Source organism: Methylobacter marinus A45 (genome assembly GCF_000383855.1).
GTDB lineage: Bacteria > Pseudomonadota > Gammaproteobacteria > Methylococcales > Methylomonadaceae > Methylobacter > Methylobacter marinus.
In genome coordinates this window covers 33,073-45,495 of sequence record NZ_KB912877.1, presented here as the reverse complement: position 1 = coordinate 45,495, position 12,423 = coordinate 33,073, and the positions used below count along the sequence as shown (strand labels likewise).

Below are 12,423 nucleotides of genomic sequence, written 5' to 3'. Positions count from 1 at the left end.
ATCGGCGATTTGCTCCCACCCATCCGGCTTTTTACCCTGACGGAAAATCTGTTTATCATTCAGGCGTATTTTTGTTTATCATCGCGCTGATTGCTGATTAAATGCATCTATCCAGCAGAAGCGAGAACGATCTGTTTGTCTTCCCATTATTCCGGTTCTGAACATCTTTCAGGCTCCATCGAACGCGTCACCTTCCACAGCGAGGCCTCCGGCTTCTGCGTGCTGCGCGTCAAGGTCAAAGGCAACCGTGACCCGGTGACGGTCATTGGCTCGGCCGCCAGCGTATCGGCCGGCGAATTCATCGAGTGCCTGGGAGCGTGGATCAACGACCGGCAGCACGGCCTGCAATTCAAGGCCAAAGAGCTGAAGGTCGTGCCGCCGACCACGTTGGAGGGCATCGAAAAATACCTCGGATCGGGTATGGTCAAAGGCATCGGGCCGCACTTCGCCAAGAAGCTGGTTAAGGCCTTCGGCATCGATGTGTTCGACGTGATCGAGCAAACACCCGAACGTTTGCGGGAACTGCCGGGTATCGGCAGGAAGCGTCAGGAGCAAGTCACGAATGCCTGGTCGGAACAGAAAGCCATCCGCGAGATCATGGTGTTCCTGCAATCGCACGGCGTCGGCACGTCCCGTTCCGTCAGGATTTATAAAACCTACGGTGACGAGGCCATCGCCAAGGTCCAGGAAAATCCCTACCGGCTGGCGCTGGATATTCACGGCATCGGTTTCAGGACCGCCGACACGCTGGCGCAAAAACTGGGCATCGGCACGCAGTCCCTGATCCGGGCGCAAGCCGGCGTGCGGCACGTGCTGCAGGAATGGTCCGGCGAGGGGCATTGCGCCGCATTCCGGGATCAGCTGATCGAGATGGCCGTCAGGCTGCTGGAGATCCCCGCTGACATTATCGAGCAGGCGATTGGCGAAGAATTGACCGAGGAAAACCTGGTGTCCGAGATCATAGATGGACAGGAGGCCTTGTTTTTGACGCCGCTGTACCGGGCCGAGATCGGCTGTGCCACGCATTTGCTGCGCCTGAAAGAGGGCAGGCCGCCGTGGGGCGATATCGATGCCGGCAAGGCCATTCCCTGGGTCGAGGAAAAGACCGGTCTGGCGCTTTCGGAGTCGCAGAAGGCCGCGATCGAGCAAGTGCTGAATAGCAAGGTGTCGGTCATTACCGGCGGCCCCGGCGTCGGCAAGACCACGCTGGTCAACAGCATTCTCAAGATTCTCAGGGCCAAGCGCATCAATATCGGCCTGTGCGCCCCGACCGGCCGGGCGGCCAAGCGCCTGGCCGAATCGACCGGCCTGGAAGCGAGAACCGTGCATCGCTTGCTGGAGTTCGACCCCCAGGCTTTTGCTTTCAAGCACAATGACGACAATCCGCTCGCTATCGACTTGCTGGTGATCGACGAGGCCTCGATGATGGACGTGGTGCTGACGAACCAGCTGCTGAAAGCCATACCGACTCACGCCGCCATGCTGATCGTCGGCGATGTCGATCAATTGCCGACGGTCGGCCCCGGCGCCGTGCTGGCCGACATCATCGATTCCGGACAAATCACTACCGTGCGCCTGACCGAAATCTTCCGCCAGGCGGCAACTTCCAAAATCATCGTCAATGCCCACAAGATCAATCAAGGGCAGGTGCCATCTGCCGAGAAAGCCGATGGTTTGTCGGACTTTTACTGTCTTCATGCCGAAACGCCGGAAGAGGTCTTCGCCAAGCTGATCCAGGTCGTGACCGAACGCATCCCGAAGCGCTTCGGTCTTGATCCGATCGACGACATCCAGGTGCTGACGCCGATGAACCGCGGCGGCCTGGGCGCCCGCTCGCTCAATGTCGAGCTGCAAGCCCGTCTGAACGGCCATAGCGAGCCGAAGATCAGCCGGTACGGCTCCACTTATGCGCCCGGCGACAAGGTGATCCAGAATGTCAATAACTACGATAAGGACGTGTTCAACGGCGACATCGGCCGCATACAGCGCATCGATCCGGAGGAAAGCCGGCTGTCCATCCGCTTCGATGACCGGGACGTGGATTATGAATTCAGCGAGCTGGACGAAATAGCGCTGGCCTATGCCACCAGCATCCACAAAAGCCAGGGCTCCGAGTATCCGGTCGTGGTCATGCCGCTGGCGATGCAGCACTACACCTTGCTGGAGCGGAATCTGGTTTACACGGGCGTGACGCGCGGCAAGCAGTTGGTAGTGATCATAACGCAGCCGAAAGCCTTGGGGATGGCGGTCAGGACGCAAAAATCGGGGCGGCGGCTGACCCATCTGGCCGGGCGGTTAAGCAGGCAGCCAGCGCGGCCTGAGGTAATACCGTGACGCAGTCCTGGTTCAGGCCGGGATGCGGCGTGGTGCTTACAAGGAGACTGAACCGGCACATCGAAAACCGGATGGTCTGATGCGCTGATTCGTTTCTGGACCTCAGCAGGTTCCGCATCTTGATTCAGTCTTCATCCAACTCCACCCAATCAATTTGTTTTTCGACGATAGTGCTTAATTCCAACGGGGTCAGCGATGCGGTCATCTTCAGCTCCGAGCTGATCTGTTCCAACTGTTCCAAATGCGACACCAACTCGAATAAATCGGTTTGATTGGTATTTTTCTTACGTTTCCTCATGTTTTCGTATCAAAACCCGCTGATATAAATGAATAGTAAAAGTGAAAAATGCGCCGCCGTTTTACGGCACGAGCATTTTTTTGTTCCATTTTATCCTGTTGCAGGGCGGGTGCAATTTAGACTTGGTCTTTGTCTGCGTTTTTATGAAATATCCGGGTGCGGAAGGTAGCCCGGTCAGGATGGTAGTCGCTGTTCCTAACGGGGTAATGGGAAAACAGATTCGACGCGAAAAACTTAAGCTTCTGATATGCAGGAAGAGGTTTTCAACGCGGGTATGTTTGGCAAGAGGCTTTTGCCTAGGAGATCATCATTATGATGGACTATGGCAATGCCTTCTTCAATGTCAGCAATCAATAAGATTTGCCCTAAGAATGGATGGTAACAGCGAGCGATAATCATTTCCGTATGTTCAACTCGTTCTGATTGCTCCCGGGATTCCAGATAAAGTTGATTAAACTGATCCAGGGTTAGTTTTTCAATACTCAACGATTGGCCTAAATAATTGAACTAAAAATAACCCTGATATTGATCCGGTAATATTAAAATACACTTAAAAAATCATTAAAAAACGCTCAATAAAAAAATTGAGACGCCCGTCACGCTGGATAAGCGGTCACATCGAAAGTGGTCAGTGCCAAAATGCCCGATCGCAGCTGCTCTAACCGATTGTTAAGGCCTTGTTTCCCCTTGCCAGGCAAAATTCAACATGTCTGTGATTCCCTTCAGCCCGTACCGAAATTTGAACTGCGAAAGGCGGTGCTTACGCGCGGGACTGAAGTGAGTTTTGTAACCTTCTGATTTTATGTAATTAAGAGGTGATGCTATAACTCAGCTATACTGAAAAGCGGATGTATGAAAAATAACAAATTTTTCCAGGAGAGCATTATGAATTGGTATCTTGACGTGGTGAAGAATAAATATGCCGTGTTTACCGGGCGGGCACAGCGACAGGAGTTCTGGTATTTCATTCTGTTTTATTTTCTCATCTATTTTGCCTTGTCCGTCATTGATCAAGTAACGGGGACGTTTGATGAGGAGACAGGCACCGGTTTACTCAGCGGCCTGTTTATGCTGGCCATGCTGGTTCCATCTCTAGCCGTGGGCGCGAGAAGACTGCATGATATTGGCCGCAGCGGCTGGTGGCAATTGCTTATGCTGATTCCGATTATCGGCGGCCTGATTCTGATTTTCTTTTTTGTCCAGGACAGTCAGCCTGGTGACAATCAATACGGGTCGAATCCCAAGCTCGGTTAAAAGCCGTCCAGACGTGATGCCGCGAGTTGCGATTACGGTTTGTCGCAACCGCGGCACTTCTCCGTTAATTGCTTTTTTCCAGCGCGACAGTAGACTCCCAGCCTCCGCCCAGGGCTTTGTAAAGCGCCGCCAGCGCTGTTGCCGTGGCGGTTTCGCTCTGGGCCAGCTGGCTCTGGTCCTCCAGTAAACGCAATTCAGTGTCCAGTACGGTCAGGAAATCGGCCACGCCTTCCTCGAAGCGCAGGTGAGCCAATTCATGGGCTCTTTCGCTGGCTTTGGCGGCTGTAGCGAGCAATGCCTGCCGGGCCCGCTCGCGATTGTAGTTGACCAGCGCGTTTTCCGTTTCCTCCAAAGCGTTCAGCACCGTTTGCTCGTACTGGGCCAGACTGGCCTCGGCGCTGGCATCGGCGGCCTTGATGCGGGCATACACACGTCCCAGGTCCAGGGCGGCCCAGCTGATCCGGGGGCCTACGGAATAGGTGTCCGAACCCGCCGCGCCGACGCCTGACAGTGTGGTGGCTTCCAGGGATATGGTGCCGACAAATGTCACGCGCGGAAAAAGATCGGCCGTGGCGACGCCGATGCGGGCGGTGGCGGCGGCCAGCGTGCGTTCGGCAATGCGGATGTCGGAGCGGCGCCGCAGCAGTTCGGCGGGACTGCCGATCTGAATGGTCTCTGGAATTTTGGGCATCGGCGCCGGCTGTTCCAGTTCCCTGACCAGCGCATCCGGCAATTGGCCGGTCAACACGCCGAGCCGATGAATAGCCTGGTAGATAGCGTTTTCCAGCGGCGGGATGGTCGCCCGGGTGGAGTCGAGCTGAGCTACGGCCCTTGAGGTATCGAGTTCCGTGCCGCGTCCGCTGTCGAGCCGAACGCGTGTGATTTCCAGGGTTTGCGCCTGGTTTTCGGCGTTCTTTTTGGCCACGGCCAGCTGGTTTTGCAAACCGCGCAATTCGAAGTAATTTCGGGCCACTTCGGCGATCAGGGTGACGCTGAGATCGCGCAGACTGGCTTCCTGCGCCTCGACTTCATCGCTGCTCGCTTCGACGTTGCGCCGTACGCGGCCAAAGAAATCGACTTCCCAGAAAGCATCGAAGCCGATATTGTAGAGTTTCAGCTGACGCGGTGCATAACTCAGGTTGTTTAATGCGCCTCTACTGCGTTTCTGCTCGGTGTAATTGGCGTGCGAGCTTACGATGGGGGCCAGATTCAGCCCCGCTTCCAGGTAGAGCGCCCGTGCCTCGCGCAGATTGGCGCGGGCTGTTTCAAGATCGCGGTTATGCTGAATAGTCTGATCGACCAGCGCCGTCAGTTGCCGGTCATCGAACAGCGTCCACCAATTTACTTCCACGCCTTGCCCGGAGAATTCAGGATGGACGGCATGGACGAAGGTCTGGGGCGTGTCGGTCGCGGGCATTTCGTAGTCCGGGCCAACGGCGCAGGCGCTCAGCAGCGTAGCGCCCAGCAATGTCATGGCGGTGCGGGAGTGGGTTCTGTGCGGGATCATAGGTCGTTACCGGATGAGGGCTCTTGGGGCAGTATATGGCTGGTCTTGGGACGGGCCGGCCGCAGGCGCTGCGCCAGGGCCTGTACGGTCACATAGAAGACCGGCGTCAGCAGCAGGCCGAAAAAGGTCACGCCGATCATGCCGCTGAACACGGCCGTGCCCAGCAGACGCCGTGATTCGGCGCCCGCGCCTTCAGCGACCACCAGCGGAAACACGCCCATGATGAAGGCGAACGAAGTCATCAAAATAGGGCGCAATCGGACCCGGGAGGCTTCCACGGCGGCCTCGAAGCGGTTGAGACCGCTTTCCTGCCGCTGCTTGGCGAATTCCACGATCAAAATCGCGTTCTTGCTGGCCAGGCCCACCAGTACGATAAAGCCGATCTGCGTCAGAATGTTGTTGTCCATGTTGCTGAGCCATATGCCGGTCATCGACGACAGAATGCACATCGGCACGATCAGGATGACCGCAAACGGCAAGGACCAGCTTTCGTACTGGGCCGCCAGCGCCAGGAATACAAAGATGACGCTGAGCGGGAAAACCAGCAGGGCCACGTTTCCGGCCAATACCTGCTGCAGGCTGAGCTCGGTCCATTCGAAGTCGAATCCCGGCGGCAGTTCCGCATCCATCAGCCTGGTCATGATGTCGATGGCCTGCCCGGAGCTGACCCCCGGCAACGTGCCGCCATTGATTTCCGCCGATGGGTACATGTTGTAGCGGGTAATCTTGTCGGGTCCGGTCATTTCCTTGACATCGACCAGCGAGCCTAGCGGCACCATGCCGCCTTGCAGGTTGCGCGTCTTCAATTCCGCGATGTCGCCGGGCTTCATGCGGAACTCGGAGTCGGCCTGCGCCATGACCTGATAAGTCCGCCCGAAGCGGTTGAAGTCATTGACATAGAGCGAGCCCAGATAGATCTGCAGGGTATCAAACACTTCCTTCAGGGGCACATCCATGGATTTGGCGCGCGTGCGGTCGACATCCAGGAACAATTGCGGCACGCCGGACCGGAAGGTCGTGAATAATCCCACCAGGCCGGGCTGCTGATTGCCCTGGGCGATCATTTCCGTAGTCGCGCGTTGCAATTCCTCGATGCCGGCATCGGTTCGGTCCTGGATCTGCAGTTTGAAGCCTCCCACCGAACCCATGCCCCGGATAGGCGGCGGCGCGAACACGGCGATATGGGCATCTTCGACCTGCGCCAGACGCTGCTGGAGGTTTTTGATGACGGCGTCGGCATGCAGGTTCTCGTGACCGGCGCGCTGTTCGAAATCATCGAGCCGGGCGAACATGGTGGCGACGTTGGACTGGCTGGAGCCGCTCAGGATCGAAAAACCGGCGTAGGCGTTCAAGTGTTTGACGCCTTCGGTATTCAGAATGATATCCGTAGCCTGCCGGACCACGGCCTGGGTGCGCGCCAGCGAAGCCGCATCAGGCAGTTGCGCGTACATGATCAGGTAGCCTTGGTCCTGCTGCGGGATGAAGCCGGTCGGGACTTTTTCGAAAGCCAGGAAGTTCAGCCCGTTCAGTCCGACGTAAAGCACCAGCACGACCGCGGTCGTGCGGATCAGCCGGCCGACCAAGCGCGAATAGCCTTCGCTGAAGCGGTCAAAAAACTTGTTGAAGCCGTTGAAGAACCAGCCCAGCAGGCGATCGATCACCCGTGTAAGTCTGTCTTTGTTGCCATGCGCCCGATCCAGCAGCAATGCGCACAACGCCGGGCTCAAGGTCAGCGAGTTGAAGGTCGATATAACCGTGGAAATGGCGATGGTCAGCGCGAACTGTTTGTAGAAAGCGCCCGACACGCCGGTAATAAAAGCGGTCGGCACGAATACCGCGACCAATACCAGAGATGTGGCGATGATCGGGCCTACGACCTCGTCCATGGCCTTGCGCGTGGCGTCCCGGGCCGACAGGCCCATGGCAATGTGCCGCTCGACGTTCTCGACCACGACGATGGCGTCGTCGACGACGATGCCGATGGCCAATACCAGGCCGAACAACGACAACGTATTCAGGGACAGGCCCATGGCCGCCATGACGGCAAACGTACCAATCAACGAGACCGGTACGGCGAGCAACGGGATGATCGTCGCGCGCCAGTTCTGCAGGAAGATCACGACCACGACCACGACCAGCAGTATGGCTTCGAACAGCGTCATGACCACCGCATTGATGGATTGCTGAATGAAGACAACGGTGTCGTAGACCATATTGTATTCAAGGCCTTCGGGGAAGCGCGTCTTCAGTCTTTCCATGGCCTCGACGACCGCTTCCTTGGTGTCCAGGGCATTGGAGCCCGGCAACTGGAAAAGGGCGAGGCCGACGGTGGGTTCGCCGTCCAGGAACAAGCCTGAGTTGTAGTCCTTGGCGCCCAGTTCGATGCGGGCCACGTCCTTGAGCCGCGTCACTTGTCCGTCGGCACCTTGCTTGATTACGATGTCGGCGAACTGCTCGGCTTCCATGAGCCGCCCCAGCGTGCTGACCGTGTATTGAAAGTCGGTATTTTCCTTCGACGGCTGTTGGCCGACCACGCCGGCCGCGACCTGGATATTCTGCTCACGGATGGCGTTGACCACATCGCTGGCGGTCAGGTTGCGCGCCGCCACCTGTTCGGGATTCAGCCAGAGCCGCATGCTGTAGTCGCGGGCGCCGAACACCAGGATTTCACCGACGCCGGGCAGACGTGCCAGGGTATCCTTGATTTGCAGCAGCGCGTAGTTGCTCAGATAAACGCTGTCGTAGCGCTTGTCGGGAGAGATCAGGTTGACGACCAGACTCAAGTCCGGGCTGCGCTTTTTGACGCTGATGCCTTGCCGCCGGACTTCTTCCGGCAGCTTGGGTTCAGCCAGCGCCACGCGGTTCTGCACCAGCACCTGGGCCTTGTCCAGATTCGTGCCCGGCTTGAAGGTGACCGTAAGAGCCATGTTGCCGCTGTTGGTGGACTGCGAGGACATGTACAGCATGTCCTCGACGCCGTTGACTTCCTGCTCTATGGGCGTCGCCACGGTTTCGGCCACCACCTGGGCGTTGGCGCCCGGATAGGTGGTGCTGATGACCACGGTAGGTGGTGCGATTTCCGGGTATTGGGCAACAGGCAGGGCGATCAGCGCCAGGCCGCCAACTAATACGATCAGGATAGATAAGACCGATGCGAAGATCGGCCGATCGATAAAAAAGTGGGTGAAGCGATTCATGGTTTATTGCTCTTTATGCGGGTCGGCGAGCGAGAGGCGTTCCGGATTCACCTTAATGCCCGGTCTGAGTTTTTGCAGGCCTTCGACAACGACCCATTCTTCGGGCTTGACCCCTTCCTTGATCACGCGCGACTGGCCGATGTGAGCCCCCAGGGTCACTGGGCGGTATTCCACCTGATTATCTTGATTGACGACCCAGACGAAGCGTTGCGCCTGATCCGTGGCGATGGCCCGATCAGGCAACAGAATAGCCGGGTAGGGGGTGCTGCCGCGCACACGCATGCGCGCGAAAAAGCCGGGACTCAGCAAGTCATCCGTGTTGGGGAACACGCCGCGCAACGTTACCGTGCCGGTGGCAGTGTCTTCGCGCGGCGAAATGTAATCGAGCGTGCCCTGATGCGGGAAATCATCCTCGTCCGCCACGGCCAGCCGCACGGGCGTTTGCCCGGCGCCGATATGCTGGCCCAGGCGGCGATACTTCAGCACTGAGCGCTCATCCGCGTCCACGTAGACATAAACCGGGTCGGTAGAGACGATGAAAGTCAGGCGGGTGGCATCGGCGCCGCCGCCGTTGACCAGGTTGCCCTCGGTGATCAGTTCACGGCCGATGCGTCCGTCTATCGGCGCGCGCACCTTGGTGTAATCCAGGTTCAGCCGGGCTGTATAAACATTGGCTTCCGCGGACTGAACCGCCGCCACGGCCTCGCGCAAGCCTTTGCTGCGGGCGTCGTGCTCTTCTTCGGAAATCGCTTTGGCGCGGAACAGGCGTTTAGCCCGTTCCAGGTCGTTCTTGGCCAGTTCGTGCTTGGCCCTGGCCCGTTCCAGTTCCGCTTCGGCATAGTTCAGTTGGGCTTTGAATGGCTTGGGGTCGATCAGAAATAACAGGTCGCCTTTCTTTACCTTTTCCCCGGCCTTGAAATTGACTTTCTCAAGATAGCCGCTGACTCGTGCGCGCACATCCACTGAACTGACGGCTTCGATGCGGCCTGTGTATTCGTCCCATTCGGTGACATCCTGCGCCAACGGTTGGGCGATTTTGACATTGGGCGCCTGGCCCTGCGCCATTTGGGCTTCCGGTCCGTTTTGCTCACCGCATCCGGCCATTGCCGCCAAGGCGACGAAGGCTAGCAGGCCTTGCCACATGCGTTGCATTGATCTTTTTGGCGGGCCTGATCGATGGATGACGGTCGACATGCGCGTTGCTTTTTTCATCCCTTTTGCACCTTGTTCTTGAAAGGAAAAAATAAATGGTAAAAAATATTACCGTTTAATTTACGGTATGATCGCTGCCCGAGTCAACAAAGTTTTAAGAGTGCACACATGATTAAATGCGGACGGCCACGCAAGGGCGAAGAATCCCAGAGTCGAGATCGATTACTGGATTCCACCCTCAGGCTTTTTTTGGAACATGGTTATGGAAGTGTGAGTCTGGAAACCGTTGCCAAGGATGCGCATGTGTCAATGCGCACCATTTACAATCAATTCGGCGGCAAGGCCGGATTGTTCGGTGCCGTCATAAAGCGTTGCAGTGATCCGTTTGTGACTGTGCTGTTGGAGGATGGGACCCTGGAAGGTCAGCCGGAGGACGCTTTAGCCGCCTTCGCCAGTCAGTTTCTGTACGGCATCACGCGACCCGATGCGGTACGCATACGCGCCATATTGATCGGTGAATCGCTAAAGTTTCCCGATCTCGCCATGCAATTCTATGAACAAGGGCCGCAGCGCACATTGGATCATCTCAGGCAATTTTTTGCCCGCCATCAACGGCTTGGCTATTTCGCCATCATGGATCCCCATTTTCTCGCCGAGCAGTTCCTGGGCGCATTGCGCGGTGAACGGATTCTGCGACTGCAACTGGGTTTAGAGTCCACACCTGATGAGGCTCAAATCAATACATGGGCGCGGCAGATTACGACTTTGTTTCTGCAGGGCTGCCTGACCGTCAGGCGGGAAAAATAGCTTGCGCCTTCAGTATTACTGGATTTGAATAGCCCGAAGGCCGTGTCGGCATAAGAGGCAAGACTGAAAAGAAAAATCTCCCAAGGCAGGATGCCCTGGGAGTCATCCAATGACTACTTTGAAAAGTAGTCCAGATGGAGCACGTTAAAGGGAAGAATTCAACAATTAGATTCGTTTGGCGTTTTTTAGTTTAAGGTTCAAGGTTGCATTGTGGGCAACAGCCGTTGATGCAGGCAACGTGGATGAGATTATGCAGTCGCCCGAAACAATCCCGAAAAACTCCGTCACCAAATCACTCCAGTAACAAATAGCCTTGGATGCTTCGTTCATTCTCAGTCCTTTTATATACGGTCAGAATCTGTTTTTGAAAGTCTTGATGCGACTATACGGATAGATTGGATAATTAACAATGAGCCAAAAAGAACATGGATCGTTTCTTTTATTGCAGTAGTCGTGCGATAAACATTAATGCCTTTAGAGTAGATCGGTTTTATTCAGGCGATGAAATCAATGCCAAACAGTCTGGTCTAATTTTTTGACATTACCCCATTTGCGCACAGACGGTTTTCTATCCTGTTTACCGCGCTAGAAAAAATGATATCGGGGGGATTGTCATTAGTTATTTTCAGAACTGATTTGCAATATAAAGGTAGGTGCCGAATCGACATGATGGATTCGCCGAGAACATTTGCATCCTTGGTCAAGCAGCATTCCTATAAAGGCAAAAAGGCAGCCCCATTGTGCAGCTTTTCATTTTTTCTCGGGGCCGGTTTTCCTAAATCGTGGGATGAAAGATTTCCGCTTGAAAACCAGTTGTTCGAATTCAAGTATCAGGAATGGAACCCGTGCGGCAGGGCTTTGGAGCAGTTTCTTATGCTCAATAACTACCAAACCCACAAACTGGATATTTCTCCCGAGCTTTTTAAGGATATTGTTTATCAGATAGGCATGATGAAAAAATATGCCTCTGTCAGGTCCAGATATCTTGATGAACAGAATATCGCTATCGTCGAAAACGAGCTCAAGGCGCTGATCGTTAAGAAATTTAAAAACACGGCGCCTTTATATGCTTTCAATCAGGATCTGAACAAGATTTGTTTTGATGCCCCATTAACCGATGAACAGGATACTATCCAGCAGCTCTTCTTACGGCTGTTCAAGGACTCTGACGGTGCCGATCGGTTGCCCGAAGGCATCCGGCCGCACTTTATTACCACCAACTATGATGCCGCTATTGAGGCCATTCTGGACAATTGTGCCGGATCGAATGGTTCGTTTCTGCGCTATACCTATCGGGGGATTACGCCGAGACAGTGTTCCGGTGAAAACAGCGGTACGGCGATACACGTTCATGGACTGGTCAATAATCTGCTAAAAATCAACGGCGGCTTTGAGATTTATGAAACAGCTGCCGGCTACGAATTTGACTACAGCGAAAGAGACTTTCACAGCTTGAAATTAAATCCGCCGCAGATCATGCTGCCCTCGCATGAGCAGGATTATCAGCAAAAATATTTTCAGGCCATCTTTCCCAAAGCGATCCGGCTACTGCAGGAGTCGATCGTGTTAGTCATCGTCGGCTACAGCCTGCCGGAAGAAGACGCGTTGGTGCGGTTGATGCTCAAGCAGTTCGCGGAAGACCGCAGCGACGGTTATAACAAGACAGTGTTCTACATCGATCTGGCTATCGACGATACGCAAATAGGCCGCATCAATGAAATCTTCCACCATACCGGCGAACGAAAAGGCTTAACCGTTATTTCTTATACCGGCAAGTTCTCCGCCTGGGCAAAAGCGGTATTGGAGGCTCTGGATTGATCAACTGAATGGGCCGATGCCGAGGCCGCGCCATCGATCGCATTCGTGCGCACAAT

General features: G+C 55.5%; 10 protein-coding genes. 4 read left to right on the top strand and 6 right to left on the bottom strand.

All coding sequences use genetic code 11. The features are described 5' to 3' along the window. Positions 1-135 precede the first annotated feature (135 nt). Entirely contained in the window at positions 136-2,334 is a 2,199-nt protein-coding gene (recD2, locus tag METMA_RS0100195) for an SF1B family DNA helicase RecD2 (protein ID WP_040590829.1), read from the top strand. 124 nt (positions 2,335-2,458) lie between these two features. Here the strand turns inward: recD2 and METMA_RS27330 are convergent, their stop codons facing one another. Both METMA_RS27330 and METMA_RS26785 read right to left on the bottom strand, forming a co-directional pair. After that, on the bottom strand, positions 2,459-2,632 hold the full coding sequence (locus METMA_RS27330; protein WP_020157032.1) for a hypothetical protein: 174 nt from the start codon (positions 2,630-2,632) through the stop codon (positions 2,459-2,461). A 234-nt stretch (positions 2,633-2,866) separates the two neighbouring features. Beyond that, positions 2,867-3,118: a hypothetical protein gene (locus tag METMA_RS26785; protein WP_036246900.1), complete on the bottom strand. Its 252-nt coding sequence runs from the start codon at positions 3,116-3,118 to the stop codon at positions 2,867-2,869. A 399-nt stretch (positions 3,119-3,517) separates the two neighbouring features. Between METMA_RS26785 and METMA_RS0100185 the strand changes: the two genes are divergently transcribed. Beyond that, on the top strand, positions 3,518-3,886 hold the full coding sequence (locus METMA_RS0100185; protein WP_027146899.1) for a DUF805 domain-containing protein: 369 nt from the start codon (positions 3,518-3,520) through the stop codon (positions 3,884-3,886). 64 nt (positions 3,887-3,950) lie between these two features. On the opposite strand, the gene METMA_RS0100180 is transcribed toward METMA_RS0100185, so the two are convergent. The 3 genes from METMA_RS0100180 to METMA_RS0100170 are packed head-to-tail and all read right to left on the bottom strand — an operon-like array spanning position 3,951 to position 9,733. Continuing rightward, on the bottom strand, positions 3,951-5,393 hold the full coding sequence (locus tag METMA_RS0100180) for an efflux transporter outer membrane subunit (RefSeq protein WP_020157030.1): 1,443 nt from the start codon (positions 5,391-5,393) through the stop codon (positions 3,951-3,953). Then, on the bottom strand, positions 5,390-8,590 hold the full coding sequence (locus tag METMA_RS0100175; protein ID WP_020157029.1) for an efflux RND transporter permease subunit: 3,201 nt from the start codon (positions 8,588-8,590) through the stop codon (positions 5,390-5,392). The genes METMA_RS0100180 and METMA_RS0100175 overlap by 4 nt, the downstream gene beginning before the upstream one ends. A 3-nt stretch (positions 8,591-8,593) precedes the next feature. Next, positions 8,594-9,733 (bottom strand): efflux RND transporter periplasmic adaptor subunit, encoded by a 1,140-nt coding sequence (locus tag METMA_RS0100170; protein WP_020157028.1) that lies wholly within the window; start codon positions 9,731-9,733, stop codon positions 8,594-8,596. Between the two features lie 177 nt (positions 9,734-9,910). Here METMA_RS0100170 and METMA_RS0100165 point away from each other — a divergent pair, with 177 nt between their 5' ends. Continuing rightward, a complete protein-coding gene (locus METMA_RS0100165; protein ID WP_027146897.1) occupies positions 9,911-10,549 on the top strand; it encodes a TetR/AcrR family transcriptional regulator in 639 nt (212 codons plus the stop codon). Between the two features lie 165 nt (positions 10,550-10,714). Here METMA_RS0100165 and METMA_RS26780 read toward each other — a convergent pair whose 3' ends face one another. Continuing rightward, entirely contained in the window at positions 10,715-10,879 is a 165-nt protein-coding gene (locus METMA_RS26780; protein WP_156830417.1) for a hypothetical protein, read from the bottom strand. A gap of 543 nt (positions 10,880-11,422) precedes the next feature. Here METMA_RS26780 and METMA_RS23555 point away from each other — a divergent pair. Next, positions 11,423-12,367, top strand: a complete 945-nt coding sequence (locus tag METMA_RS23555; RefSeq protein ID WP_232216293.1) for an SIR2 family protein — start codon at positions 11,423-11,425, stop codon at positions 12,365-12,367. The last annotated feature ends 56 nt before the right edge of the window (positions 12,368-12,423 follow it).